Genomic DNA, 26,472 nt, shown 5'->3' with positions numbered 1-26,472 from the left:
AACAGTAAAGCGTCCTATATATATTTATAAACACCGATTCTTCCGACAGGCTTCGGGCCGGACAGGTACTGGCTGCCCAACCCGTTGACTGCAGCAAACGATGTTACCTGACGAACTTCTGCAGGTTGGCCATCATCTCCTTCAAGGCCTCGATATTGTCAGCAGGATGCACAGCCCCTTCAAAATCACTGATGGTCTGCCATTGCGCAGCGACATCTTCAGGGGTGAAGCCGGCCTGCGGGTCAAAGTTTGCGCCCGCACTGCGCTCCCAGCGAACCTTGCCGATCCATCCGCCACCCACTTCAAACAGCTCGCCGCTGTCCTGGCACTGCTCGCTTCCCAGGTACACCACCAGCGGGCTGACACACTCGGGCTTGAGCAACTCGAATACATTGGCCGGGATCAGCCCCTCGGTCATGCGCGTGCCACCTGTCGGCGCGATGGCGTTGACGAAAATCCGGTTCTTGCGCCCTTCCAGTGCCAGCGTGCGGGTCAACCCATAAAGCCCGAGTTTGGCCGTTGCGTAATTGGACTGTCCAAAATTGCCGTAGATGCCGGATGTCGATGACGTGAAGATCACACGCCCGTAGTTCTGCTCGCGCATGTACGGCCAGGCGGCGTGGGTCACTTTATAGGCGCCTTCCACGTGGACACGGTAGACAAGATCCCAGTCGTCATCCTCCATTTTGGCGAAGGTCCTGTCGCGCAGGATGCCGGCATTATTGACCACGACATCGACACGACCGAAGGCGTCCATCGCGTGCTGCACGATCCGCCCGCCCTCGGTCACCGAATCGTGATTGGCAACGGCATTGCCACCGGCTTCGCGGATCTCGGCCACAACGCGGTCGGCAGCAGAAGCACTGGCCCCCTCGCCGCTGGCCGAGCCGCCCAGATCATTGACCACCACCCGCGCGCCGTGCTTCGCAAACAGCAGTGCATGAGCTCGTCCGAGCCCTCCACCGGCGCCCGTCACGATCACGACTTTATCTTCAAAACGCACCGACTCGTTCATTGCTGGCTCCATGCTCAGAGGACACATGGCCGTGAGTGTCGGCCAGGCACGCGCCGGCCACAATCAACACCGGCTGCGCTGAATCATGTCCGATAACGAAGCGGGATGGTTTCACCCAAGGTGCTGGATGAATTCCGCCAGCCAGGGTTCGGCGTCGGTTTCAGGGGTGACGCTCTCGCTGCCGTCCAGACGCAGCATGCCCTGCAACTCGACAACGCCCAGCTCGGCAAACAGTTCACGCATCTGCTCGCCACCGGCACAGAAGGTGTCGCCATAGCTGGCATCACCCAATGCAATCACACCACCGGGCACGCCCCGCAAGGCGGCGGGCAGGAGGTCACGCAGTTGAGAATACAGAGGCATGACATTGTCGGGCAATTCGCCCATGCCGGTAGTCGATGTCACCGCAAGGATCGCCTGCGGCTCGAACGCCAGCAGGTCGGGCAATGCAAGCCGAGGGTTGATGAGCGTCTCGTGACCGGCGGCACGCAGCAACGTTGAAGCGTGTCTGGCAACTTCTTCGGCCGATCCGTAGACCGATCCGCACACAATGGCGACTTTCATGACTCTCCCTGCAGCAGCTTAAAAAAGTGAAACATTATGCCTTAGAATACCGTCTGATTTTTTGACTGCCTCCTGAGCCATCGGCAGTCAGGCTGAAACACTGATCTGGAAAAATATGATCAATGGTCGGAACACTTTGCGGAATCAATGGTCTTTGTTCTCAATAACCGGTTAGACCGAGCCCCGTCATGCAACCTGATTCACTCCTCACACAGGCTGAACTGGATTTCATCCAGAGCATGCAGCGCAACCCGAAGCTGAATGTGCGAGACAGCACCCGCAGCCTGCTGGTCAATGGCGGGGTTCAGATCCAGGATTTGCTGACCCGACTCGCTGCACATGAACAAGTCACGATCCACGCGCAATTCGAAAACCAGCAGATGAATTTTCCGCTGCATCTGGTGGAAGACGAGTTCCATGCGCTGCATCTGGAACTGGGTGCGCCGAGCATCTTTGAAGAAGGCCCCAAGATTCGCCCCTGGCGTCTTGTGCTGCCCGAGCCCATCCCGCTCGAGACGGAAAAAGGCTCACTGACTGCACTTTGGGTTCACGAGCTGTCGTTCAAAGGCGTGCTGCTCGAATACCGCAAGGAGGGCAAGCTGCCGAGGAGCTTTTCAGCCTGGTTCAGCCCTGTGGGTCAGTCCCCCATTCCGATGCGCGGCAAGCTGGAACGCATGATCGACACCAACTTCGGTGCGTATCATTTCAGCAAGCACGGCAAGGAAGACGGCGAGCGCCTGCGTCAGTACATCCTGCAAGAGCACCGTCGCAAACACCCTTCGTTGCACAAGTAGTCGTCAACGCACCGAAGCCCTACCGGTCGGGCGCCGTTTCAGGAATAATCCTTGCTTGCTTTTCAGTGAAGCTGTCGCGACCCACCACCCCGGATCGCGGCATGTGACCTCCCTACCCGGGAATCTCACGCCTCTACCGGAGATACACAATGTCTACCTCACCCGTCACCTTGATGGTTGCCCGCCGCGTTGCGCAGGGTCGCTACCAGGAAATGATGACCTGGCTGCATGAAGGCGAGCTGCTGGCCACGGACTTTCCGGGTTATCTGGGTTCCGGCGTACTGGCTCCCCCGCCCGGGGGTGACGAATTCCAGATCATTTTCCGCTTTACCGATGAGCACACGATGCACGCCTGGGAGCATTCCGCGTCTCGGCGCTCCTGGCTGGTGCGCGGCGGCGGTCTTTTTGCCCAGCCCTCTGAACACCGTGTCAGCGGGATCGACGGCTGGTTTGGCGCAGTCGATCAGCGCCCGCCCCGCTGGAAACAGGCCGTGGCCATCTGGCTGGCCTTCTTTCCGGTGTCGTTGATGTTCAACTTCCTGCTGGGTCCGCTGCTCAGCCCTCTGGATCTGTTGCCACGCATCATGGTCAGTACAGCGGCACTCACCCCGCTGATGGTTTACCTGTTCATTCCACTGTCCACACGCCTGCTCGCTTCATGGCTGCAAACCCCGCCAGCCCCCTCGGCACGCCCGACCCAGTCGCCTTCGCCTCGGTAACGCCCTTCAAGACCTGTACACACTGCGCGTTCAGGTACAGGTCTTGATCTGCTCAGAGCCACCGTCCCGGCCGAATAAATCATCGACACGCGCCTCGCTTCAGCGGGGTGAGTGAGTTTAATGCTGGCCAGGGTTGTACAAAGAAATTCTCTGGTATAACTTTGCCTGTAAACCGGAAGACACAATCGACCGTAGAATCCACGTCCACTCCGGACATTTGATACGTGAGCTGTCGATGGCATTATCTTCTGCACCGATCCTGATTACCGGCGCCAGCCAACGCGTCGGCCTGCACTGTGCGCTGCGACTGCTGGAGCATGGGCATCGGGTCATCATCAGTTATCGCACGGAACACGCAAGCGTGACCGAGCTGCGTCAGGCCGGTGCGGTGGCGATACACGGTGATTTTTCGAGCGAAGCCGGGATCATGGCATTCATCGAGCGGTTGAAAGCCCAGACCTCGAGCCTGCGCGCGATCGTACACAACGCGTCCGAGTGGCTGGCTGAAGTGCCAGGCGACGAAGCCGACAATTTCACCCGGATGTTCAGTGTCCACATGCTGGCGCCCTACCTGATCAACCTGCATTGCGAACACCTGCTCACCGCGAGCGAGGTCGCTGACATCGTGCATATCAGCGATGACGTGACCCGCAAAGGCAGCAGCAAACACATCGCTTATTGCGCAACCAAGGCAGGACTGGAAAACCTGACGCTGTCTTTCGCGGCCCGGTTTGCCCCGCTTGTCAAAGTCAACGGCATAGCCCCGGCGCTGTTGATGTTCCAACCCAAGGACGATGCGGCCTACCGCGCCAACGCCCTGGCCAAGTCGGCCATGGGCATAGAGCCAGGTGCAGAAGTGATCTACCAGAGCCTGCGCTACCTTCTGGACAGCACTTATGTCACCGGCACAACACTGACCGTAAACGGCGGACGGCACGTCAAGTAAGCCGCCCCGAGGACCATCTGATGAGTTCATCCCTGCCACAGCACTACCGAGACATTCTGCTCGGACTGGGCGAAAACCCCGACCGCGAAGGTCTGCTGGACACCCCGAAGCGCGCATCCAAAGCGATGCAGTACCTGTGTCACGGCTACACCCAGAGCGTCGAAGAGATCGTCAACGGCGCCCTGTTCGCTTCCGACAATGATGAAATGGTCATCGTCCAGAACATCGAGCTGTACTCGCTTTGCGAGCACCACCTGCTGCCCTTCATAGGCAAGGCACACGTGGCCTACATTCCGACCGGCAAGGTACTGGGCCTGTCGAAGATCGCCCGCATCGTGGACATGTTTGCAAGGCGCCTGCAGATTCAGGAAAACCTCACCAAACAGATTGCCGATGCCATCCAGGGTGTCACAGGCGCTTCGGGTGTGGCAGTGGTCATTGAAGCTCAACACATGTGCATGATGATGCGCGGCGTGGAGAAACAGAATTCGACCATGAACACCTCGGTCATGCTGGGCGCTTTCAGAGAGTCGAGCACCACCCGCATGGAGTTTCTGCAATTGATCGGACGGAGCAGACAATAATGGCAAGACTCGAACCCGGGACTGCCCGCATACGTGTCAAGGACCTGCGCCTGCGCACCTATATCGGTATCAACGAAGACGAAATCCTCAACAAGCAGGACGTGCTGATCAACCTGACGATTCTTTACGCCGCGCAGGAAGCCGTTCGCGATAACGACATCGAACACGCGCTCAACTACCGCACCATCACCAAAGCCATCATTCAGCATGTCGAAGGCAATCGCTTTGCGTTGCTGGAACGGCTGACACAAGAAGTGCTCGACCTGGTCATGACTCATGAGGCGGTCACCTACGCCGAAGTAGAAGTCGACAAGCCGCACGCGCTGCGTTTCGCGGAATCGGTGTCGATCACGCTCGCCGGTCAGCGCTGAACCTCTTATCATGACGCGACTCAACGACTGAACAGAGCCCGTCATGACCGAACAAGAACGCCTCGAACTCGAAGCCGCAGCCTTTCGCCGACTGGTCGCGCATCTGGACAGCCGCAAGGATGTCCAGAACATCGACCTGATGAACCTGTCCGGTTTCTGCCGCAACTGCCTGTCCAAATGGTACAAGGCCGCTGCCGACGAAAAACACATCGACATCAGCCTCGATGATGCCCGCGAAGTGGTCTACGGCATGCCGTACAGCGAGTGGAAAGCCCAGTACCAGAAAGAAGCCAGCGCCGAGCAACAGGCGGCGTTTGCCAAGGAAACCAGACATGACTGATCTGAACGCGCTGCGTGTCAGCCTGAACAGCGGCGAACACCTGTTCGCCGACACGCTGGCTTTTATTGCAGAAGGTTACGACTACCAGCCCCAACCATTCAAAAACGGCAACGTCGACAACGCCGCCGGGCAGAACGAGGGTTCATGCAAGACACTTGGCCTGGCGTTGCTCGAAGGCTTGACTGATGAAGAGGCGTTGCTGGCATTTGGCGAGCATTACCGCTCGGTACAAGCCACGCCGGAAGGCAGCGATCACGGCAACATCCGCGCACTGATCGAGAACGGTCTGGCGGGCGTGCAGTTTGAAAGCGAACCGCTCAAGCGCAAGGCTTGACCAGTCGGGATGAAATCAGAGTGACTCTCGTACCAGGGCTGGCACGAGAGTCAGGCGACGCTCATCAGAACGAAACGTCGGCCAGCCCGTCGAGGTAACGCTCGACGTCCAGCGCAGCCATGCAGCCGGCACCTGCCGAGGTGATTGCCTGGCGATAAACGTGGTCAGCCACGTCACCGGCGGCGAACACACCTTCCACGCTGGTGGCAGTTGCATTGCCTTCACGACCGCCCTGCACAACCATGTAGCCGTCTTTCAAGGCCAACTGACCTTCGAACAACGACGTGTTCGGCGTGTGCCCGATGGCGATGAATACGCCGTCGACTTTCAGCTCGTCGCTGCTGCCGTCGTTGTTTTTCAGACGCGCACCCGTCACGCCCATGTTGTCACCCAGCACCTCGTCCAGCGTGGCGTTGAGCTTGAGTTCGATCTTGCCTTCAGCCACACGTGCGTGCAGCTTGTCGATCAGGATCTTCTCGGCGCGGAACGTCTCGCGGCGGTGAACCAGCGTGACCTTGCTGGCGATGTTAGCCAGGTACAGCGCCTCTTCCACTGCCGTGTTACCACCGCCGACAACTGCAACTTCACGGTTGCGATAGAAGAAACCGTCGCACGTCGCACAGGCAGAAACGCCTTTGCCCATGAACGCTTCTTCCGAAGGCAGACCCAGATAACGGGCACTGGCGCCTGTGGCGATGATCAACGCATCGCAGGTATAGGTCGCGCTGTCACCTTGCAGGCTGAACGGCTTGCCGGCCAGGTCCACAGAGTTGATGTGGTCGAAGACGATTTCGGTCTCGAAACGCTCGGCGTGCTCGCGCATACGCTCCATCAGCGCAGGACCGGTCAGCCCGTGGGGATCACCCGGCCAGTTGTCGACTTCGGTGGTCGTGGTCAACTGACCGCCAGCCTGCATGCCGGTGATCAGCAGTGGCTTCAAATTGGCGCGTGCAGCATAGACCGCCGCGCTGTAACCGGCAGGGCCGGAGCCGAGAATAATCACTCGGGAATGACGTACGTCTGACATGACACACTCCTGTCGACCGACTGCAGGACGCCGCAGTCGGGCCGCTGAATAAAAAAGGACCGCCGAAACACTTGGGGAAGTGTCATTACACTCGGCAGGTCCTGAAAGTTCTGACACTGCGAACCGGCTTGCGTGCCGGTCCGCAGCCGTCGATTACAGATTTTTTGCGTTCGAGGCCAGGTAGTCAGCCACGCCCTGGGCGTCGGCTTTCATGCCTTTCTGACCTGGACGCCAGCCGGCAGGGCAGACTTCACCGTGCTCTTCGGTAAATTGCAGCGCTTCGACCAGACGTACCATGTCGTCCACGTCGCGACCCAGTGGCAGGTTGTTCACCACCTGGTGCTGCACCACGCCTTCCTTGTCGATCAGGAAAGAAGCGCGCAACGCAACGCCGTCATCGTGTTCGATACCGTAAGCGCGAGTGATCTCGTGCTTGACGTCAGCCACCATCGTGAACTCGACTTCGCCGATGCCACCCTTCTCGACCGGCGTGCTGCGCCATGCGAAGTGGGTGAATTGCGAATCGATGGAAACGCCGACCACTTCGACACCCAGCTCACGAAACCTGGCGATACGGTTGTTGTGGGCAATGATTTCCGAAGGGCATACGAACGTGAAATCCAGCGGCCAGAAGAACAAGACCACGTATTTACCGCGCAGCGAGGACAACTTGAAACTGTCGACGATGGACCCGTCGCCCAGCACTGCCGCTGCATCGAAATCCGGGGCAAGCTTGTTTACCAGTACGCTCATTGATAACTCCATGAAAATTTGAAGGACAGGCCCTGAAATTGCTGCCAAGCCTATCGGGGTGACAAAGGTTAAGGAAATATCGTTTCACAATCCACTCTATAGGTCACCTCTATAGCCTGCTCGTCCGATGCCCCTCCATCTGTAGCGTTATCAACGCATATTTCGCCGCGAGCATGGCATATGCCCCCCCTTGCAACAGTCGGTGCAAACGCCCTTGCGTGGTCACGTTGACCTGCCCGCCAGCAATGTCCTCTGCACAATGCACTCATGGGCTTTCATGGCCATTGCAAAGCCGGTAAGGTCACGCCTTTCGAGTACTCGGAGGCTGCCATGCCCGCTCCCGCCCTTACCGGCCCGCAATACCTCAGAGAAGGCCTGAAACTGGTCCTCAGCCCTGGCTTGCGCCTGTTTGTTTTGCTGCCGCTGAGCATCAATGTGGTGCTGTTCTGCGGCTTGATCTATCTGGCGGTGCATCAGTTCGAGTTGTGGGTCGATACATTCATGCCCACGCTGCCCCACTGGCTGAGCTTTCTCAGCTACATCCTCTGGCCGCTGTTCGTGGCCCTGGTGCTGTTGATGGTGTTTTTCACTTTCACAGTGGTCGCCAACATCATTGCCGCGCCGTTCAATGGCTTTCTGTCTGAAAAGGTAGAAGCCGTGATTCGCGGCGTGGACGAATCGCCTGCGTTCAGCTGGGCCGAGCTGTTCGCAATGGTTCCGCGCACCCTGGCACGCGAGGCACGCAAGCTGGGCTATATGCTGCCGCGCATGCTCGGGTTGTTCATTCTGTCCTTCATCCCGGTGGCCAACATCATTGCCGCGCCGCTGTGGCTGCTGTTTGGCGTGTGGATGATGGCAATCCAGTACATCGACTACCCCGCCGATAACCACAAGCTTGGCTGGAACGAAATGCTCGGCTGGCTGAAAAGCAAACGCTGGCAGAGCCTGAGCTTCGGCGGCATCGTCTACGTGGCGCTGCTGATCCCGGTGGTCAACTTGCTGATGATGCCTGCCGCCGTAGCGGCTGCGACGCTGTTCTGGGTACGCGAGCGCGGAGCAGACGCGTTACCGGTGACCCACGCACGCGGCTGAATGCAGAAATGCCGGGGCGTGCAATACGCACCCGGCACACCTGAAAGAAAAAAAACCCAAACACTATAATTATTTACCGCACTCGGCACTGACGACCAAGGTTAAATAGGGCCTCAACCAACCCGTTCATGTGAAGCCCGCTTCTATCGAACATGACGACACATGAACTTAACAAGGAAGTTAAATCATGAATAACCATGCAACCCCTAGCGCCATCGCCAAGCAAGAAAACGCTGCAGAGATCAAAGAAAAAATTCAGGCTTTTCTGGTCAGCGAACTGTCCGAGTGGTCCATCGATCCGGACCAGGTTTATATCAACGCCGTGAACGACCCGGAAGAAGGCATCGTTATTTTCTCTGCCTCGCTTGCTGAAGACGCCTGGAATCGTGTTTACGAAAACGATGCTCCGTCTTACTCCCCTCGTACCGCCGGCCTGTTCACTGTGGCGTATTCGTATGCCGATGAACATCGCCTGGCAGCACCGGACCTGGCAAAAATCAGTGAAGTGATTGGCCAGCTGGTTAATGACCTGGGCTGATAGCGCTGATTGACTGGCTCAGTCAATACAAGCTGATAAAGGTGCCGAACGGAGGATGGATAATCTGTTCGGCACTTTGACGGGCTTTCTACCCCAAGGCAGACCCGGAGAGATAGGTCGGCATACTCATCAACCACATGGCACACCCGGCAACAATCCAGAAACCATTGGCCAGCGTTAACCTTGAGTTGCTGCTCCCGTCGGGATCAAGCGCCGCGACATTCATCTTTGACTGCACCAGCATCATATTAAGCGTCTGCGCTGTTGCCAGCAGAACGGCCCACACCAGCCAGCCTCCGGGCATTTCAAATCGCAGATTCCCTGAAGCCCCTTGCGCCAGCAGCGTCCCTGCAATCGTCAACGCCAGCGACACCGAGGCGACGAGCGCCCAATACGCCAGGTGGCCGCTCCCTTGCCGCCGCAGGCTCTTGTCCACTGTACGAAACAATGCAAAAGCGTAGATAAAGGAGAACACCACCCGCGCGACAGGCCACACGTTACTGCCCGAAAACTTCTTGTTCAACGCCCAGTTTCGATAGAACCAGTAAATTGAAAAGAACCCCGACGTCAAAAAATACAGAATAAAAAACTTCTGCAGGGACACGACATAAAACTCTGGGCCTCCACTGGCCGACGCTTCCTTATCAAGACTGGCTTTGGGTGGCGCATATATTAGATCTGACATTTCATATCCTTCTGAAAAGGAGTTGATACTATCAGACCGACATAAACCCGGCAAAAAAGATAAACATAAAGACATCTCCTACAGAAGAAAAGTCCCAGCCTTACAATCAGCGCCAAAAGCGTCTAACTGACCGCTGGCAAACCGTTGCCGCCAAAGACCAAACGTTGCCAGCATTTCAAAAAGTGTCATGTAGGCAGTCTCTGTAGGTCAAACAAATCACCGCCCCGCCCGATTGATTCAAGCCTGTAGGACTACACCAATCATCTACATTGGCATTGCGTTTGCTCCTGTTGCCTCTAAACAACAGGAGCAGTAAAGCAATGGAAAACATCGTCAATACCGCAACAACCAAAGCAGTCACCACCCCACGATCTGCCAGCCTGGAGACTCTCCCGGAATCGCGCTCAGGTCGCTTTAGCCAGATATTGAACCAAATGACTACTCAGGTGGCCGACAAGCCTGCACCGGTCGCGTCCGCGACGCCAGGCAAACAGACCCAGCCCCGCTCGACCTTTTTCATGAACAGCATGAGCCTCGAGCAACGCAAGTCTGTGATCGACGAGAAGGGCTTTCTGCCAAAACCCGCTGCAATGGAGAGCATCGCCGCCCCTCAACATCGCCATTGAAATAAACCCGCGCGGTTGATGTGAAGCCACTGAAGTTCACACAACCGCCACATAACCGAAATGTAACCAGCCGAAACTGCTCCCATGAGCCAAATTCTTAATGTCACCCTGATCACTGAAACCTTCACTCCCGAGATCAACGGCGTTGCCAATACCCTGGGGCGGCTTTGTGACGGGCTGCGAATGCGTGGGCATCGGGTAGAACTGGTCCGCCCCCGCCAGAGTGAAGAGCTTCTTTCCGGCGCGGCCGATGACCTGATGTTGTGCCGGGGCTGGCCAATACCGGGTTATCCGGGTTTGCAGTGGGGTCAGTCTTCGATGCACAAACTGCTGCGACGCTGGCAGCGGCGTCGCCCTGATGTGCTGTATATCGCCACGGAAGGCCCGTTGGGGCTGTCGGCATTGCGGGCAGCAAGACGGCTGGGCATTGCGGTGATCAGCGGTTTTCACACCAACTTTCCGCAATACACACAACAGTACGGCATGGGGTTCATTACCCGGCTGCTGACGCACTACCTGCGCTGGTTTCACAACCGTTCGCGCGTCACCCTGGTGCCGAGCATCAGTCAGAAGGTGGAACTGGAACGCCGCGGCTTTGAACGGATCGAGCTGCTGTCTCGCGGCGTCGACAGCCAGCTGTTCAGCCCGTCCAGACGTTCACAGACGTTGCGCGACAGTTGGGGCCTGCAAGCCGGTGATGTAGGCGTCATGCACGTTGGACGTCTTGCGCCGGAGAAAAACCTGGGCCTGCTCAAGGCCAGCTTCGAAGCACTCAAGGAAAGTTACCCACAGCGCACGCTCAAACTGATCGTGGTCGGCGACGGGCCACAGCGTACCCAGCTTGAGCAACAAATACCCGACGCTATTTTCTGCGGTACTCAACGCGGGGAAGTATTGGCGACACACTACGCCTCGGGAGACATGTTCCTGTTCCCGAGCCTGACCGAGACATTCGGCAATGTGGTGCTTGAAGCCCTGGCTTCAGGGTTGGGTGTCGTGGCCTATGACGAAGCGGCTGCCGGGCAGCATATCCGTCATGGCCATAACGGCGCGTTGGCGATGCCGGGCGACGAAGCCGCATTCATCGACGCCGCCCGCTGGATGCTTGAAGACAGCGAAACATTGCGTCGGGTGCGCCTGAATGCCAGACAACATGCCAGCCGCCACGGCTGGACGGCTATCATCGATCAGTTCGAGCGGCAGTTGCGTGAGGCGTGCCCGAGCGGGTCTGTCAAAGAAGCCAGGCCGGTGCGCGAAAAAACCATCAGACCAGTGTCGTCAGTGCCTCTCGACTGAACGGCAGAATGTCCTGCTCGCGCCCTTCGCGCACTTTCACGGCCCAGTCCGGGTCGACCAGCAGCGCGCGCCCCACGGCCACCAGGTCGAACTCCTCGTTACCCAGCCGTTCAAGCAGGTTTTCCAGGCTGGCGGGTTGCGCGACCTTGTCGGTATTGACCATGAACTGCAGAAACTCGCCGTCCAGCCCGACGCTGCCAACGGTAATCGTTGGTTTGCCGGTGAGCTGGCGTGTCCAGCCTGCCAGGTTCAATTCGGAGCCTTCGAATTCGGGCTCCCAGAAACGCCGCGTAGAACAATGGAAGATGTCCACGCCTGCGTCAGACAATGGCTGAAGGAATTCACCCAACGCTTCGGGTGTTTGCACCAGACGTGCGGTGTAATCCTGCTGTTTCCATTGTGAGAAGCGGAAGATGATCGGATAATCCGGCCCTACCGCCGCACGCACGGCTTTGATCAATTCGATGGCAAACCGCGAGCGATTGGCAAGGCTGCCGCCGTACTCGTCGGTGCGCTGATTACTGCCTTCCCAGAAAAACTGGTCCACCAGATAACCGTGCGCGCCGTGGATCTCGACGCCGTCCATGCCTATCGCCTTGGCATCGACAGCTGCCTGGGCGAAGGCGGCAACGACGTCGTCGATGTCCTGCTTGCTCATGCCATGCACCAGCACCTGACCGTCCTTGATTTTCTCCATCGGGCCGTAAGCGGGTACGCTGCCGTCAGGCTCGGTGCCTGGACGACGAACCGCGCCCACGTGCCAGAGCTGTGGCACGATCTTGCCGCCTTCTGCATGGACCGCATCGACCACTTTTTTCCAGCCGGCCAGCGGCGCTTCGCCAAAAAACTGCGGAACGTTCGGGTAGCCGTTGGACGCCTTGTGGTTGACCGTGGTGCCTTCAGTCACGATCAGCCCGACACCGGCCGCCGCTCGACGCCGGTAGTATTCGACCACCTTGGCGTTGGGCACATGCCCCGGCGAGAACGACCGGGTCATGGGCGCCATGACCACCCGTGATGACAACTCCAGACTGCCCAGACGAAAAGGTGTGAACAAGGCTTGTGCCGGCATGCGGAACTCCGAGGAAAAATAGTCGATGGCTATACGGCGCCGGGCGCCAGATCAGACGCGCAGAATATCGCCGGGCGTCTGCGGCGGCCCAGTACTATTGATCGGGTTGATTTGAGTCAAGAAGCCGCGAATGCGGAAGTCAGCCGGGCGAGCAGGATCGCTTCCCGGCCAAGCGCTCAGCTGTGCGCCAAGGCCTTTTCGATAGCCTGGATGACGGCAGCATCGTCTGGCGGAGTGCGTGGTGAAAAACGTGCGCTGACGCCACCATTCTTGCCCACCAGGAATTTTTCGAAGTTCCAGGTGATGTCGCCTGGAAACTCGGCCCCCTCGCCCGCCAGCAGACGGTAGAGCGAATGACGGTTCGGCCCGTTGACGTCGAGCTTTTCACCCAGCGGAAAGGTCACACCGTAATTGAGCTGGCAAAACTCGGCAATTTCCTGCTCGGTGCCTGGTTCCTGCCCGGCAAACTGATTGCACGGCAGCCCCAATATCACCAGGCCTTTGTCCTTGTATTGCTGATACAGGTTTTCAAGCGCCGCGTACTGCGGTGTCAGCCCGCACTTGGAAGCAACGTTGACCACCAGAACAACCTTGTTCTTGAAATCAGCCAGTGGCAGTTCCTGACCACCCAGCGCTTTCAATTTGATGTCGTGAAAAGCACTCATGAGAACCCCTTTTGAAACAAGTAGCCCTCGGCCACAACTTCAAAAGGCACCCTGACCGAACGCGTGACAGAATCATCATCGCCGAACAGCCAGAGCGCCTTTTCAGTGACCTGAGCCTGACAGCACGAATCAGTGCTGATGGCCGCCTTCGCCGTGAACGTGGCCATGCGCCACTTCTTCTTCACTGGCGTCGCGAATAGCCACGACCTTCACGTCGAAGTTCAGACGCTGACCCGCGAGCGGGTGGTTGCCGTCAACGGTAACATCATCGCCATCCAGATCGCGAATGGTCACGATCTGCATGCTGCCGTCCGGACCCGAAGCATGGAACTGCATGCCGACTTCAAGCGTGTCGACACCTTCGAACATGCTGGCGCTCAGGGTGCTGACCAGCTCGGCGGAGTATTCACCGTAGGCATCTTCCGGCTCGACGGCAACTTTCAATTCGTCACCGACGTCTTTGCCTTCAAGGGCTTTTTCCAGGCCCGGAATGATGTTGCCGGCACCTTGCAGGTAAACCAGCGGCGCGCCACCGGCAGAGCTGTCGATGACCTCACCAGCGTCGTTGGTCAGGGTATAGTCAATGGAGACAGCCTTATTGGCGGCGATCGGCATGGGGACAGAACCTTTGCTTAAGATTGAAGAACGAGCAAGTTTAACCAAGCCATCGCCCGAAAGCGAACGCAACTCTGACGGACGGCCCGGATTGGAGAGTTCAACTGTTGTCGATTCGAGACAGGACGAGCAAGCCTGTTGAAATACGCTACTGTTCTGCTGCCCCATTCAGCCACCACGCCCGCCGCGCTCCTGGCCTCATGTGGCGGGATTCGGCACAGGATGCGCTGGCAGGTCAGGCCTTTCGTTACGGCAGGTGTGCGAATCCACAGATAACGATAATCTTGCCGGTGAGAATTCGCGCCAGACGATTTCCAGACTTTTTTGGCCAGCCGCTGTTCCATATCTGCTGCGCCCCTTGCACTGCTCAATCGAGAAGCCCGTATGCAGACGTTTTTTATTGCCCCCACGGATTTTGGTGTGGGGTTGACCTCCATCAGCCTGGGCCTGGTGCGCACCCTTGAGCGCGCAGGCCTGAAAGTGGGCTTTTTCAAGCCGATTGCCCAGCCGCATCCCGGCGACCTCGGCCCTGAGCGTTCGACCGAACTGATGGCCCGAACTCACGGCCTCAAGCCGCCCAAGCCTCTGGCGCTGTCGCACGTCGAGCGCATGCTGGGCGATGGTCAACTGGACGAACTGCTCGAAGAAATCATCGACCTTTATCAACAGGCAGCCGTCGACAAGGATGTGCTGGTGGTTGAAGGCATGGTGCCGACCCGCAGCGCGAGCTACGCCGCACGGGTCAATCTGCACCTGGCCAAGAGCCTGGATGCCGAAGTCATTCTGGTGTCGGCGCCGGAAAACGAAGTGCTGACCGAACTGTCGGGCCGGGTCGAGCTGCAGGCTCAACTGTTCGGCGGCCCCAAGGACCCGAAGGTCTTGGGCGTGATCCTTAACAAGGTCCGCACGGACGAAAGTATGGAAGTTTTCGCGGCGCGCCTGAAAGATCACTCGCCGCTGCTGCGCAATGGCGATTTCAGGCTGCTGGGCTGCATTCCCTACCGCGCCGAACTGAACGCGCCGCGCACCCGCGACGTCGCCGAACTGCTCGGCGCAAACGTGCTGAATGCGGGTGACTACGACCAGCGCCGCATGTCCAGAATCATCATCTGTGCCCGCACGGTGCTCAATACCGTTCCGCTGCTCAAGCCCGGCGTACTGGTCGTGACGCCAGGCGACCGTGACGACATTATTCTGGCCGTGAGCCTGGCAGCCATTAACGGTGTCCCGCTGGCGGGCCTGCTGCTGACCAGCGACACCGTGCCCGATCCGCGCATTCTGGAACTGTGCCGGGGCGCACTTCAGGCCGGTCTGCCGGTGCTGTCGGTCAGCACCGGCTCTTATGACACGGCTAACCGTCTCAATCAGCTGAACAAGGAAATCCCCATCGATGACCGCGAGCGCGCGGAGATCATCACCGACTTCGTCGCCAGCCATCTGGATGCCAACTGGCTGCATCAGCGCTGCGGCACCCCTCGCGAGCTGCGCCTGTCACCTGCCGTGTTCCGCTATCAGCTGATCCAGCGTGCGCAGGCAGCCAACAAGCGCATCGTCCTGCCGGAAGGCAACGAACCGCTGACCATTCAGGCGGCGGCTATCTGCCAGGCACGCGGTATCGCGCGTTGCGTGTTGCTGGCCAGGCCAGAGGAAGTGCAAGCGGTGGCTCAGGCGCACGGTATCGAGTTGCCGCCGGGGCTTGAAATTCTGGACCCCGAAGTGATTCGCGAGCGCTACGTGACGCCAATGGTGGAACTGCGCAAAAGCAAGAGCCTGAACGCGCCGATGGCCGAGCAACAACTTGAAGACCCGGTGGTGATCGGCACGGTGATGCTGGCGCTGGACGAGGTCGACGGGCTGGTGTCGGGCGTCGTTCACTCCACCGCCAACACCATCCGCCCTGCCCTGCAACTGATCAAGACCGCGCCGGGCTGCACGCTGGTGTCATCGGTGTTCTTCATGCTGTTTCCCGAGCAGGTGCTGATGTACGGCGACTGCATCATGAACCCGCACCCGAGCGCCAGCGAACTGGCCGAGATCGCCCTGCAAAGTGCCGACTCGGCGACCGCGTTCGGACTCTCGCCACGGGTGGCGATGATCAGTTATTCCAGCGGTAACTCGGCCAGTGGCGAAGAAGTCGAAAAAGTCCGCGAGGCGACCCAGCTGGCACGGGAAACCCGGCGTGATCTATTGATCGACGGACCGCTGCAGTATGATGCCGCAGCCAATGAAAACGTTGCCCGGCAACTGGCCCCTGACAGCCCGGTCGCAGGGCGCGCAAACGTGTTTGTGTTTCCGGACCTGAACACCGGCAACACCACCTACAAGGCAGTTCAACGCAGTGCCGACTGTGTAAGCCTGGGCCCGATGCTGCAAGGCCTGCGCAAGCCGGTGAACGATCTGCCGCGGGGGGCGCAGGTGGATGACATCGTCTACACCATCGCACTGACAGCCATACAGGCCGATACACTGTCCTGATACACACTCAAGACGCCGCAGGACAGCCTGCGGCGTCCGATAACTTCCGGAGCATTGTCCGTCATGGATTTCCTGCCTGCCCCACTGCGCGGCGTCATCGCTTCGCTGCTGTTGGCGCTGAACACCATCGTCTGTTGCTCGGTGCTGTTCGTGGTCGCACTCTTCAAACTCTGCCTGCCCTTTTCTGCCGCCCAGCGTTTCACCGACTGGCTGATGAGCCACATCCACGAAACCTGGATCGGCACCAACAACGCGTGGATCAGACTGCTGTGCCACACCCGCTGGCACCTGAGCGGTCTGGAACGGCTGGACTACCAACACTCGTACCTGGTCACCAGCAACCATCAGAGCTGGGTGGACATCATGGTGCTGCAATACGTACTCAACCGGCGCATCCGTCCGTTGAAGTTTTTTCTCAAGCAGGAGCTGATCTGGGTCCCGGTGATCGGCGTGGCGTGGTGGGCGTTGGGCTTCCCCTTCATGAAGCGCTACTCCAAGGCTTATCTGGCAAAACACCCGGAGAAGAAAGGCAAGGACCTGGAAACCACCCGCCGCACCTGCGCAAAGTTTCGCCACAACCCGGTGGGGATTTTCAACTTCGCCGAGGGCACGCGCTTTACAGCCGGCAAACACGCCCAACAGAACTCGCCCTTCCGCCACTTGCTCAAACCCAAGGCCGGCGGCATCGCCTTCGTGCTGGACGCGATGGGTGAACAGCTGGAGTCGATCATCAACGTGACCATCCATTACCCGGGCGGTCAGCCCGGCTACTGGGACCTGCTGTGCGGCAACGTGAAGGAAGTGGTCGCCCACTTCGAAGAGATCAGAATCCCGCCACAGTTCCTCGGCAAGAACTACGACCAGGACGGCGAATACCGCCTGGAATTCCAGCAGTGGATCAATGCGCTATGGGAAGAAAAAGACCGGCTGCTGGACGCGATGCATGAGCAGTACCCAGCGCAGCATTGATATTGACGTGTGGGAGGTGAGAGCGAGCTTGAGTGACTTGTGGGAGCGAGCTTGCTCGCGAAGAGGCCATCAAGGCCGCCGCAAACTTCGCGTTTGAACCATCGCCTTCGCGAGCAAGCTCGCTCCCACTTTGCCCCGCATTCAACCAGTCCACGGCGCAGCGGTGTTGATCAGTATTGCTGACCCGGAATCGGCTTAAGGTTGACCTCAACAGTGACTTGTGGGAGCGAGCTTGCTCGCGAAGAGGCCATCAAGGCCGCCGCAAACTTCGCGTTTGAACCATCGCCTTCGCGAGCAAGCTCGCTCCCACTTTGCCCCGCATTCAACCAGTCCACGGCGCAGCGGTGTTGATCAGTATTGCTGACCCGGAATCGGCTTAAGGTTGACCTCAACAGTGACTTGTGGGAGCGAGCTTGCTCGCGAAGAGGCCATCAAGGCCGCCGCAAACTTCGCGTTTGAACCATCGCCTTCGCGAGCAAGCTCGCTCCCACTTTGCCCCGCATTCAACCAGTCCACGGCGCAACGGTGTTGATCAGTACTGCTGACCTGGAATCGGTTTGAGGTTGACCTCTACGCGGCGGTTCTGGGCGCGGCCGTTGACGTCGGCGTTGCTGGCGATGGGCTGGTCGGGACCTGCGCCACGGACTGACAAGTGCGACTGATCGACACCTTGGGAAGTCAGGTAGGTCGCAACGCTTTGGGCGCGTTGCTGCGACAGGTCCATGTTGTGCTGACGGCTGCCGGTGCTATCGGTGTAACCGACGATTTCAATGTTGTTCTGGTTGAACTGCTTGAGCGAACTCGCCAGGTTGTTCAGCGGCGAATAGAAGCTGCTGGCGATGGCCGAAGAATCGGTCGCGAAGGTGATGTTGCCTGGCATGATCAGCTTGATCTGGTCACCCTGACGCTGCACCTCGACGCCGGTGTTGGCCATGCTCGCGCGCAATGCTGCTTCCTGTTTGTCGGCGTAGTAGCCGTAGCCTGCCGAGGCCGCGCCCGCAACGGCAGCGCCGATCAATGCGCCCTTGCCACGATGGTTGTGGTCAATGGCCGCGCCCGCCACAGCACCGGCCAGTGCGCCGAGTCCGCCGTATTTGGCCGTTTTGCTCATCCCTCCGGAGCTTTGCGCCTGGCCTTGATTGTCATAAGGATTGGAGGTCGCACAGCCAGACAGCAGGGCGACGGCAGTGGCAACAATGATCAAACGACGCGAGGTAAACATTCAGGAGCTCCTGGTTTTGACGAACGCTAATAACCGGATTAGAGCATGCCGGCTGTCAAAAATTCCTTAACCCAGGCTGAACCGCCCGCCGTACGGGCTTGCGGGCCTTTTGGTCAGCGTCGTTCTTCACGAATGAATGGCTCACCCAAGGCGCCTGGCTGACTCATCGATTGGCGCTTGCCACTGGCCACCCAGACCATCACCAGCAACGTGACCGCATACGGCGTCATCAAGACGAAGTACTGAGGAAGACGCACGCCCATCGCAGCCAGTTGCGGAATCAAGGCTTCGATACCACCGAACAACAGGGCTCCGGCCAGTGCGCGCCACGGCGACCAGCGCGCGAAGATCACCAGCGACACCGCGATCCAGCCGCGCCCACCGGTCATGTCCGCAATCCACATCTTGGTGCTGAGTACGGCGATGAAGCCGCCGGCCAGCCCCATCAGCGCCGCCCCCGCAACAATCGCTGCCAGGCGATACCCCAACACCGAAATACCCGCCGCGTCGGCGGCCTGAGGGTTCTCGCCAACCGCCCGCAAGCGCAACCCGGTGCGGGTGCGGTCAAGCAGCCAGACCACAGCGATGAAGATCACTACCGTCAGGTAAACCAACGGATTCTGGACGAAGACCTTGCCCACCACCGGCAACTCGGACAACGGCCACAGCTCGACCGCCTGCAAGCCGCTGACCGGGCGATTGGTCCAGCCAAGCAGCGTGCCCAGCAACCCGGTCAACCCCTGACAGAAGAACACCAGCGCCAGCCCGGCAATCACCTGATTGATCCGCAGCACCAGCACCATCAGCGCAAACAGCAGCGACACGCCACCGGCCGCTGTCATCGACGCCAGCAGGGACAGCCCTGGCGACCCCAGACTCAACTGCATGCCAATGCCCGCGAGTGCGCCGACCAGCATCAGCCCTTCGACACCCAGCGCCAGTACACCGCTGCGTTCGATGAGGATCAGGCCCAACGCCGCCAGCGCAAACGGCACGGCGAAATCCGGCGCGCTGCCCAGCCAATGGGAAATAAGCTCCATCAACGTTCCCCTGCCTGAATGCGCCGCAGCCGATGGCGGATGAAAAAGTCGGACGACGCAACGCAGATCACCAGGATGGCCTGAATCAGTTGCACCATCGAAAACGGGATCTGATAGAACACCTGCAAGTTGCGCCCGGCGACAAACAGCATGGCAATCAGCAGCGCGACAACAGTGGCGGCGACCGGATTGTTGCGAGCCAGAAAGGCGATGAGAATCCCGGAAAAGCCGTAGCCCTGATAGAACGACTGAGTCAGGCGGCCTTCCTGCCCCGAGGTCACAACAAAACCTGCCAAACCCGCCAGGCCGCCGGACAGCAGCACGGTGCCAATGATCATTTTGCGCACAGGCACGCCCACGGCGGCAGCGACTTTCGGGTTGGCATCAACGAAGCGCAGGTACAGGCCGGCGCGCGAGATGCCGACAAACCACAGGGTCAGACCGGTGACCAGCCACGCCAGGAGAATCGCTGCGTTGTACCCGGCAAACAGGTCGGGCAGACGCTCGAAGCTCTGGAATGCAGGCGAGTAAGGAAAATTGTCTCGCGGGTCTTTCCAACTGCCGTACACCAGATGCAGCAGGAAGTTGGCGGCGATGTAATTGAGCATCAGGGTCGAGATGATCTCGTTGACCTGCCACTTAAGCTTCAACAGCACCGGCCCCAGGCTCCACAGTAACCCGCAGATCACCGCTGTAATCATCATCAGCGGCAGGCGCAAAGACTCTGGTCCCACCTGAAACAACGAGATCGCCGTGGCACCGATTGCGCCCCAGATCATCTGGCCTTCCAGGCCCAGGTTCCAGAAACGCGCACGAAACGCCATGCAACCGGCCAGCCCCACCATGATCATCGGCGAAGCCTGAAACAGCACCGCCTTGATGTTCTGCGCATCGAACACTGTCTGAACAACGAACTCGTTGAGTAATTCGTCCGCAGGCACGCCGGCGAGAATCAGGATCGCGGTGCAGATCGCCAATCCGATCAGCAATGCCACTCCAATGATCGACGCCTGCAACGGCCAGCCGGTCTGCTGACGAAGTTCCAGCGTGTAACGTCGCGCCAGCAAAGGCTGCCGTGCAGCGGTCGGAGATTGCATTGATTCAGTCATGGCTCACCATCGCTTTGCCAATGGCCTGACGGTCGGCAGGATGATCGAATTCGGCGACGATTCGCCCGCCATTCATCACGCCGATACGGTCAGCCAGGGCCAATACTTCATCAAGGTCTTCGCTGATCACCAGCACCGCAGCGCCCGCATCCCGTGCGGCTCGCAACCGGCCATGCACCGCGTGGGTGGCGCGTACATCCAGGCCGCGACTCGGGCTGTGAACCAGCACCAATTGTGGATCACGGCTGAACTCCCGTGCGATCACCAGCTTCTGTGCGTTGCCGCCCGACAACAGGGCGGCTTTCTGGTCGAGAGAGCGCACGCCCTGCACGTCGAACGCATCCACAGCACGCTGTGCGTCCTGCTTCAAACGTTTGTAACCCAGCCGCCAGAACGAGCCGTACTGGCCGCTGTGAAGGTTGCCGATGCCGAAGTTCTCCGCCACCGACAGCGAACCCGCCAGCGCTGCGCCGTAACGATCCGCCGGGATCGAAGCAATGCGCAGTTGCCGACGCTGCTCGGCCGAGGCGGTGCGCAGGTCGCCAAAGGACGTCAGCTGAATGTCACCCTCGGTGGGTTGCGGCAGCCCCATCAGCGCATTGGCCAGTTCCGCCTGACCGTTGCCGCCGACGCCTGCAAGGCCGTAGATCTGCCCGGCACGCAAGGTCATGTTCACGCCGTTGAGCGCACGGTTGCCGATGCTGTGCAAATCCTTCACCTGCAACCGGACTTCGCCCGGCGTTGCAGGATGATGCTCGCCGACCGGCACCGATTCGCCCACCGTCAACTGCACCAGTTGCTCGACGCTGACGCCCTGCGGATCAAGCGTTTGTATCGTGCGCCCGCCCCGCATCACGGTCACACGGTCGGCGTAGCGTTTGACGTCGGCCATCTTGTGCGTCACCAGAATCACCGCAGCGCCTTGCCGTGCAAAGGCCTGCACGGTAAGCAGCAAGCGTTCGGCTTCCTGATCGGTCAGCACCGCGGTCGGCTCATCGAGAATCAGAATGCGGGCACCGGCCAGCAGTACTTTGAGAATCTCGACGCGCTGCTGTTCAGCCACCGACAGGCTGTCGACGGTCCGGGTCGGGTCGATCACGAAACCCAGCGCTTCAGCCTTGCCGACAATGTCCTGCTCCAGCGCGCGCAGACGCTTGCGATAACTGCCTTCGCCGGGTTGCTCGGGCAATGCCAACAGGATGTTCTGCGCCACCGTAAAGGGCTTCACCAGTTTGAAGTGCTGGTGAACCATGCCAATCCGGTAACGGCTGGCGTCTTTCGGGCCTTGAAGCTGAACCGGGTTGTCGTCCAGCATCAGCGTGCCGGTTTCCGGCGCATAAAGGCCCGCTGCAATATTCATCAGCGAAGACTTGCCTGCACCATTCTCGCCCAGCAGCGCATGCACTTCGCCCCAACACGCAGTGAAATCGGCATCGATCAGCGCCTTGAAACCATCGAACGACTTGCTGATACCGGTGAGTTGCAGCGCGTTGACCTGACTCATTGCTGAGTCTTCACGCCTTCGACAAACCAGTCCATTTTCCAGAGGTCCGGGTCGGACAACTGCTGACCGGCCGCCACACGCTCCTTGCCGTCGCGATCCGCCAGCGGCCCGCTGTAGACGATTTTCTTGCCTGCCAGCAGTTCAGCGCGTTCGGCCTCGATCTGCTTGCGGTTATCCGCGGAAATGATCGAGTCGTTGGTCAAGGTGATGTCGGTGCCGCCCTGCTGCATCGACAGCAGCGCGCCATTGGCGGCCGGGACCCAGTTGCCGGCGATGATTTTCTTCAGCTCCGGCCCGAGAAACCGGTCCCAGACCCAGACCGATGAGCAAACGGTCGCTTTGGGGGCGAACTCACTCAGGTCGCGATGGTGACCGGTGCCATGAATGCCACGCTCCTGAGCGACGATCTGTGGGGTCGGGCTGTCGACGTGCTGGCCGACCACATCGACGCCGTTGTCGATCAACGCCATGGTCGCGGCGCGCTCTTTGACCGGGTCGTTCCAGGCGCCGGTATAGACCACCGTGACGGTGGCTTGCGGGTTGATCTGCTTCGCGCCCATTTCATACGCGTTGATGGTCCAGTTGACCTGGCCAAACGGGTTGGCGGCAACGAAACCCAGCTTGCCGGTCTTCGACGCAGCGCCTGCCGCCATGCCGCACAGGTACTGGCTCTCGTAGGTGCGTCCGTAAAACGATTCGAGATTGGGCGCATTGGTGGTGCCCGAGCCGTTCAGAAACGCCACGTCAGGGTATTTTTTCGCCAGCGTGAGGAAGGTGTCGGAGTAGCCGAACGCGGTGCCCACGATGACATTGGCGCCGCGCGCGATGAGTCGGTCGACCACCGGCGTGATGGCTGCGGCATTTTCGGGCACGCTTTCCACGAACTGGATTTTTGTGTCCAGATCCTTTTCCAGCTTGAGGCGCGCCTCATCGAATGCCTGAGTCCAGCCGCCGTCATTGCGCGGGCTGATGTAGACCATGGCGATTTTCGCAGGCCCCTTGAGGGTCAAGCCCTCGGCCTGAGCGAAGCCAGCGGCCCCGAACGCTACCGCCGCACACAATGTCCCGGGCAACAGTTTCTTGTACATAGACGTTTCCTGAGGGTAATGGCCGATGAGCGCCCGGTCTGGGCACACAGGGCATTAGCAGCATCCATGCCACTACCCGGGAAAACGCTCTGGAACAGCGACCTGACTCGAATGCGCCACCAAAAACAGATCAAATGGTCCGAATCAGAGCACTTGGTTTGTGCATGCCGCCCATTCGCTGCGCGTCCGAAGTGCGTGCGCCGGAGCAAGCGCTGTTTTCAGGGCGTACGCGGCAGGATTCCGTCCAGGATCATGCTGCGCAGGCTCGCCAGCACTTCCTCGAAAAACGCCGGATCATCCAGTGTCCTTCCGGTAACGGCCTCGACCTGAGTGCGGAAATCGGCGTAATGCTGGGTGGTCGCCCACAGGGAGAAAATCAGGTGATGCGGGTTGATCGGCGCCAACTGGCCGCTGTCGATCCAGTGCTGGATCACCGCCACCTTGGCCTGCACTGCATCGCGCAACGGGTGCTGCAACTCGCCGTGAATCAGCGGGGCGCCCTGCATCACCTCCATGCAGAACAACCGTGATTCGGCCGGATGATCACGGGACATCTCCAGCTTGGTCCGGATATAGGTTCCGATGGCCTGCACCGGGTCTTTATCGGCGGTGAAGTTCATCAGCGGGCGGAGCCAGACCTCCAGTAACTGACGCAACACATTCAGGTACAGGTCGTCCTTGCTGCTGAAGTAATACAGCAGGTTGGTCTTGGACACGTCCGCCAGGCTCGCCACTTGATCCAGGCTGCTGCCATGTACGCCGTAGCGGGAAAAGACCTCCAGCGCCGCATCGAGAATCTGCGTGCGCTTGCCTTCCATCAGACGCATGCGCCGTTTCAGCGACGTGGCGCTGGGTTCACGGGTGGCCTTGACCACCGTATCAGGCTTGACCTTGCCTACGCGCTTGCTCGCGGACTCCGTCACGGGAGGTTTTCTGTTCACGCACATCCATCCAGTGATGCCGAAATGAGCGGGCATCTTAACGGGCGCAGCCGTTTTGTCGATACGACCCGACCGTCCGGCAAGCGCTGCCCCATCTGCGTGCGCGCCGCACAAACCAAGTGCTCTGATTCAGACCAAATGGTCTGAAACAAGCAGCATGAATTCGTAACGTGTTGAATAAAAACGCTAAAAAATTCTGGCCCGCTTAATGCAAACGACGATTCAAGTGCCTTGGCACGCATCGACCCACGCAGAGAGGCCTCATATGGACATTGGTATCTTCATCCCTATCGGCAACAACGGCTGGCTGATTTCAAGCCATGCACCGCAGTACATGCCGACGTTCGAGCTGAACAAACAGATCGTGCAGAAGGCCGAAGGCTACGGTTTCGACTTTGCGTTATCGATGATCAAACTGCGTGGTTTTGGCGGCAAGACAGCGTTCTGGGAGCACAACCTGGAATCGTTCACGCTGATGGCCGGGCTGGCGGCCGTGACCAGCAAGATCCAGCTGTTCGCCACCGTCGCCACCCTGACCATTCCGCCTGCCATCGCCGCGCGCATGGCCTCGACCATTGACTCGATCTCCAACGGTCGCTTCGGGATCAACCTGGTCACCGGCTGGCAAAAGCCTGAGTACGAGCAGATGGGCCTTTGGCCCGGTGACGAGTTTTTCCACACCCGTTACGAGTACCTCGCCGAATACGCCCAGGTGTTGCGCGACCTGTGGGCCAACGGCCGCAGCGACTTCAAAGGCGAGCATTTCAGCATGCAGGACTGCCGCGTCAGCCCGCGCCCACAGGCCGATATGAAGCTGATCTGCGCCGGCCAGAGCGAAGCCGGCATGGCGTTTTCGGCGCAATACGCCGACTACAACTTCTGCTTCGGCAAAGGCGTGAACACCCCCACCGCGTTTGCGCCGACCGCACAGAAACTGATCGAAGCCAACGCGCAGACCGGTCGCAACGTCACCTCGTGCGTGCTGTTCATGATCATTGCCGACGACACCGATGAGGCCGCACGCGCTCGCTGGGAACACATCAAGGCCGGCGCCGACGAAGAAGCCATTGCCTGGCTGAGCGAAAAAGGCGCAGCGGACAAAAGCGCAGGCTCGAACCTGCGGCAGATGGCCGACCCGACGTCGGCGGTCAACATCAACATGGGCACGCTGGTGGGGTCCTGGGCCACTGTGGCGAAGATGCTCGACGAGGTCGCCAACGTGCCGGGCACTCAGGGCGTGATGCTGACCTTCGATGATTTCGTGAAAGGCGTCGAAGATTTCGGGCAGAAGATCCAGCCGCTGATGACCAGCCGCAAGCACATCACCCAGCTCAAGGAGGTGGTGTGATGAACGCTCCGGCAACGGTCGCAGGCGTCGACCTGCCGCTGGACCCGCACCCCGCCCGCGTGCTGCCCGCCCGCCCCGAGGCACTGCGCATGAAGCTCGGGGAAACAGCGCTGGTGGTGGTCGACATGCAGAATGCCTACGCCTCGCTCGGCGGCTACCTGGACCTGGCCGGTTTCGACGTGAGCAGCACCGGACCGGTCATCGCCAATATCAAAAAGGCCTGCGCTGCGGCACGGGCCGTCGGCATTCCGGTGATCTTTTTCCAGAACGGCTGGGACCCGGCGTATGTCGAGGCCGGCGGCCCCGGTTCGCCGAACTGGCACAAGTCCAACGCACTGAAAACCATGCGCAAGCGCCCTGAGCTCGAGGGGCAATTGCTGGCCAAGGGCGGCTGGGACTATCAACTGGTCGATGAACTGACACCCCAACCCGGCGACATTGTGGTGCCGAAGATCCGTTACAGCGGCTTCTTCAACTCCAGCTTCGACAGCGTGTTGCGCAGCCGAGGCATCCGCAACCTGGTGTTTACCGGCATCGCGACCAATGTCTGCGTCGAATCGACCCTGCGCGACGGCTTCCATCTGGAGTATTTCGGCGTGGTACTGGCGGATGCCACCCATCAGGCAGGTCCGGAATTCGCTCAGCAGGCCGCGCTGTTCAACATCGAAACCTTCTTCGGCTGGGTATCCAGCGTCGACGACTTCTGCACCACTTTCAGCCCTGTCGGGTAACCTTCGTGA

Annotated in this window: 30 protein-coding genes and 1 pseudogene; 16 read left to right on the top strand and 15 right to left on the bottom strand. The window is 59.4% G+C overall.

Features of this window, described 5'->3' with window-relative positions; translation table 11 throughout:
• Positions 1–103: 103 nt before the first annotated feature.
• Both BW686_RS10945 and BW686_RS10940 read right to left on the bottom strand, forming a co-directional pair.
• Positions 104–1,015 (bottom strand): SDR family oxidoreductase, encoded by a 912-nt coding sequence (locus BW686_RS10945; protein ID WP_084916481.1) that lies wholly within the window; start codon positions 1,013–1,015, stop codon positions 104–106.
• 111 nt (positions 1,016–1,126) lie between these two features.
• Complete coding sequence (locus tag BW686_RS10940) at positions 1,127–1,579, bottom strand: flavodoxin (protein ID WP_084916478.1); 453 nt, start codon at positions 1,577–1,579, stop codon at positions 1,127–1,129.
• Between the two features lie 188 nt (positions 1,580–1,767).
• Here BW686_RS10940 and BW686_RS10935 point away from each other — a divergent pair, with 188 nt between their 5' ends.
• The 7 genes from BW686_RS10935 (at position 1,768) to BW686_RS10905 (ending at position 5,667) form a co-directional block, all read left to right on the top strand.
• Positions 1,768–2,373 (top strand): hypothetical protein, encoded by a 606-nt coding sequence (locus tag BW686_RS10935; RefSeq protein WP_084916475.1) that lies wholly within the window; start codon positions 1,768–1,770, stop codon positions 2,371–2,373.
• A gap of 149 nt (positions 2,374–2,522) precedes the next feature.
• Positions 2,523–3,092: an antibiotic biosynthesis monooxygenase gene (locus BW686_RS10930; RefSeq protein WP_084916473.1), complete on the top strand. Its 570-nt coding sequence runs from the start codon at positions 2,523–2,525 to the stop codon at positions 3,090–3,092.
• A gap of 235 nt (positions 3,093–3,327) precedes the next feature.
• Positions 3,328–4,038 (top strand): dihydromonapterin reductase, encoded by a 711-nt coding sequence (folM, locus tag BW686_RS10925; protein ID WP_084916470.1) that lies wholly within the window; start codon positions 3,328–3,330, stop codon positions 4,036–4,038.
• A gap of 20 nt (positions 4,039–4,058) precedes the next feature.
• Positions 4,059–4,622, top strand: a complete 564-nt coding sequence (gene folE / locus BW686_RS10920; protein WP_084916467.1) for a GTP cyclohydrolase I FolE — start codon at positions 4,059–4,061, stop codon at positions 4,620–4,622.
• Entirely contained in the window at positions 4,622–4,993 is a 372-nt protein-coding gene (gene folX, locus BW686_RS10915; protein ID WP_084916464.1) for a dihydroneopterin triphosphate 2'-epimerase, read from the top strand. Before folE ends, folX begins: the two co-directional genes overlap by 1 nt.
• A gap of 43 nt (positions 4,994–5,036) precedes the next feature.
• Entirely contained in the window at positions 5,037–5,333 is a 297-nt protein-coding gene (locus tag BW686_RS10910; protein WP_084916461.1) for a DUF1244 domain-containing protein, read from the top strand.
• A complete protein-coding gene (locus BW686_RS10905; RefSeq protein ID WP_084916458.1) occupies positions 5,326–5,667 on the top strand; it encodes a HopJ type III effector protein in 342 nt (113 codons plus the stop codon). Before BW686_RS10910 ends, BW686_RS10905 begins: the two co-directional genes overlap by 8 nt.
• Positions 5,668–5,731: 64 nt before the next feature.
• Here BW686_RS10905 and trxB read toward each other — a convergent pair whose 3' ends face one another.
• Positions 5,732–6,694, bottom strand: coding sequence for a thioredoxin-disulfide reductase (gene trxB / locus BW686_RS10900; RefSeq protein ID WP_084916456.1), 963 nt, complete (start codon positions 6,692–6,694; stop codon positions 5,732–5,734).
• Between the two features lie 153 nt (positions 6,695–6,847).
• Positions 6,848–7,447 (bottom strand): peroxiredoxin, encoded by a 600-nt coding sequence (locus BW686_RS10895; protein ID WP_084916453.1) that lies wholly within the window; start codon positions 7,445–7,447, stop codon positions 6,848–6,850.
• A 330-nt stretch (positions 7,448–7,777) separates the two neighbouring features.
• Between BW686_RS10895 and cysZ the strand changes: the two genes are divergently transcribed.
• Together cysZ and BW686_RS10885 are read left to right on the top strand one after the other, a co-directional pair.
• A complete protein-coding gene (gene cysZ / locus BW686_RS10890; RefSeq protein ID WP_084916751.1) occupies positions 7,778–8,539 on the top strand; it encodes a sulfate transporter CysZ in 762 nt (253 codons plus the stop codon).
• Positions 8,540–8,726: 187 nt separating this feature from the next.
• Entirely contained in the window at positions 8,727–9,077 is a 351-nt protein-coding gene (locus tag BW686_RS10885) for a hypothetical protein (protein WP_084916451.1), read from the top strand.
• 88 nt (positions 9,078–9,165) lie between these two features.
• Here BW686_RS10885 and BW686_RS10880 read toward each other — a convergent pair whose 3' ends face one another.
• Positions 9,166–9,762: a hypothetical protein gene (locus BW686_RS10880; RefSeq protein WP_084916448.1), complete on the bottom strand. Its 597-nt coding sequence runs from the start codon at positions 9,760–9,762 to the stop codon at positions 9,166–9,168.
• A 320-nt stretch (positions 9,763–10,082) separates the two neighbouring features.
• Here BW686_RS10880 and BW686_RS10875 point away from each other — a divergent pair, with 320 nt between their 5' ends.
• Together BW686_RS10875 and BW686_RS10870 are read left to right on the top strand one after the other, a co-directional pair.
• Positions 10,083–10,388, top strand: coding sequence for a hypothetical protein (locus BW686_RS10875; RefSeq protein WP_084916445.1), 306 nt, complete (start codon positions 10,083–10,085; stop codon positions 10,386–10,388).
• A gap of 84 nt (positions 10,389–10,472) precedes the next feature.
• The gene (locus BW686_RS10870; protein WP_084916442.1) at positions 10,473–11,684 is read left to right on the top strand and encodes a glycosyltransferase family 4 protein; all 1,212 of its coding nucleotides are present in this window, start codon (positions 10,473–10,475) and stop codon (positions 11,682–11,684) included.
• Here BW686_RS10870 and BW686_RS10865 read toward each other — a convergent pair.
• The 4 genes from BW686_RS10865 to BW686_RS10855 form a co-directional block, all read right to left on the bottom strand.
• The gene (locus BW686_RS10865) at positions 11,653–12,756 is read right to left on the bottom strand and encodes an NADH:flavin oxidoreductase (protein WP_084916439.1); all 1,104 of its coding nucleotides are present in this window, start codon (positions 12,754–12,756) and stop codon (positions 11,653–11,655) included. The genes BW686_RS10870 and BW686_RS10865 overlap by 32 nt on opposite strands.
• A gap of 176 nt (positions 12,757–12,932) precedes the next feature.
• On the bottom strand, positions 12,933–13,421 hold the full coding sequence (locus BW686_RS10860; RefSeq protein ID WP_084916436.1) for a glutathione peroxidase: 489 nt from the start codon (positions 13,419–13,421) through the stop codon (positions 12,933–12,935).
• On the bottom strand, positions 13,418–13,588 hold the full coding sequence (locus BW686_RS26820) for a hypothetical protein (protein ID WP_179149238.1): 171 nt from the start codon (positions 13,586–13,588) through the stop codon (positions 13,418–13,420). Before BW686_RS26820 ends, BW686_RS10860 begins: the two co-directional genes overlap by 4 nt.
• Positions 13,551–14,036: an FKBP-type peptidyl-prolyl cis-trans isomerase gene (locus tag BW686_RS10855; RefSeq protein ID WP_084916433.1), complete on the bottom strand. Its 486-nt coding sequence runs from the start codon at positions 14,034–14,036 to the stop codon at positions 13,551–13,553. The genes BW686_RS26820 and BW686_RS10855 overlap by 38 nt, the downstream gene beginning before the upstream one ends.
• Positions 14,037–14,049: 13 nt before the next feature.
• Between BW686_RS10855 and BW686_RS27120 the strand changes: the two are divergent.
• The 3 genes and pseudogenes from BW686_RS27120 to BW686_RS10840 form a co-directional block, all read left to right on the top strand.
• Positions 14,050–14,172, top strand: a pseudogene (locus tag BW686_RS27120) (DUF3565 domain-containing protein); the annotation flags it as partial.
• 248 nt (positions 14,173–14,420) lie between these two features.
• Complete coding sequence (gene pta / locus BW686_RS10845) at positions 14,421–16,511, top strand: phosphate acetyltransferase (protein ID WP_084916430.1); 2,091 nt, start codon at positions 14,421–14,423, stop codon at positions 16,509–16,511.
• A gap of 63 nt (positions 16,512–16,574) precedes the next feature.
• A complete protein-coding gene (locus BW686_RS10840) occupies positions 16,575–17,480 on the top strand; it encodes an acyltransferase (protein ID WP_084916427.1) in 906 nt (301 codons plus the stop codon).
• Positions 17,481–18,012: 532 nt separating this feature from the next.
• On the opposite strand, the gene BW686_RS10835 is transcribed toward BW686_RS10840, so the two are convergent.
• The 6 genes from BW686_RS10835 to rutR all read right to left on the bottom strand — a co-directional run bounded on the left by BW686_RS10835 (position 18,013) and on the right by rutR (position 24,390).
• A complete protein-coding gene (locus BW686_RS10835; RefSeq protein WP_084916424.1) occupies positions 18,013–18,702 on the bottom strand; it encodes an OmpA family protein in 690 nt (229 codons plus the stop codon).
• A 113-nt stretch (positions 18,703–18,815) separates the two neighbouring features.
• The gene (locus BW686_RS10830; protein ID WP_084916421.1) at positions 18,816–19,742 is read right to left on the bottom strand and encodes an ABC transporter permease; all 927 of its coding nucleotides are present in this window, start codon (positions 19,740–19,742) and stop codon (positions 18,816–18,818) included.
• Entirely contained in the window at positions 19,742–20,851 is a 1,110-nt protein-coding gene (locus tag BW686_RS10825) for an ABC transporter permease (RefSeq protein ID WP_084916418.1), read from the bottom strand. The genes BW686_RS10830 and BW686_RS10825 overlap by 1 nt, the downstream gene beginning before the upstream one ends.
• A complete protein-coding gene (locus BW686_RS10820) occupies positions 20,844–22,355 on the bottom strand; it encodes an ABC transporter ATP-binding protein (RefSeq protein WP_084916416.1) in 1,512 nt (503 codons plus the stop codon). The genes BW686_RS10825 and BW686_RS10820 overlap by 8 nt, the downstream gene beginning before the upstream one ends.
• Positions 22,352–23,443, bottom strand: a complete 1,092-nt coding sequence (locus BW686_RS10815; protein WP_084916402.1) for a BMP family ABC transporter substrate-binding protein — start codon at positions 23,441–23,443, stop codon at positions 22,352–22,354. Before BW686_RS10815 ends, BW686_RS10820 begins: the two co-directional genes overlap by 4 nt.
• A 218-nt stretch (positions 23,444–23,661) precedes the next feature.
• On the bottom strand, positions 23,662–24,390 hold the full coding sequence (gene rutR, locus BW686_RS10810; RefSeq protein WP_179149237.1) for a pyrimidine utilization regulatory protein R: 729 nt from the start codon (positions 24,388–24,390) through the stop codon (positions 23,662–23,664).
• Between the two features lie 259 nt (positions 24,391–24,649).
• Between rutR and rutA the strand changes: the two genes are divergently transcribed.
• Together rutA and rutB are read left to right on the top strand one after the other, a co-directional pair.
• Positions 24,650–25,732 (top strand): pyrimidine utilization protein A, encoded by a 1,083-nt coding sequence (gene rutA / locus BW686_RS10805; protein ID WP_084916400.1) that lies wholly within the window; start codon positions 24,650–24,652, stop codon positions 25,730–25,732.
• Positions 25,732–26,463, top strand: a complete 732-nt coding sequence (gene rutB, locus BW686_RS10800; protein WP_084916398.1) for a pyrimidine utilization protein B — start codon at positions 25,732–25,734, stop codon at positions 26,461–26,463. The genes rutA and rutB overlap by 1 nt, the downstream gene beginning before the upstream one ends.
• Positions 26,464–26,472 lie beyond the last annotated feature (9 nt).

Origin of the sequence: Pseudomonas syringae, from assembly GCF_002157375.1 — a bacterium.
Lineage (GTDB): Bacteria > Pseudomonadota > Gammaproteobacteria > Pseudomonadales > Pseudomonadaceae > Aquipseudomonas > Aquipseudomonas syringae_T.
Note: the sequence above shows the minus strand (reverse complement) of the source record. Positions and strands in the feature narration are given on the sequence as shown.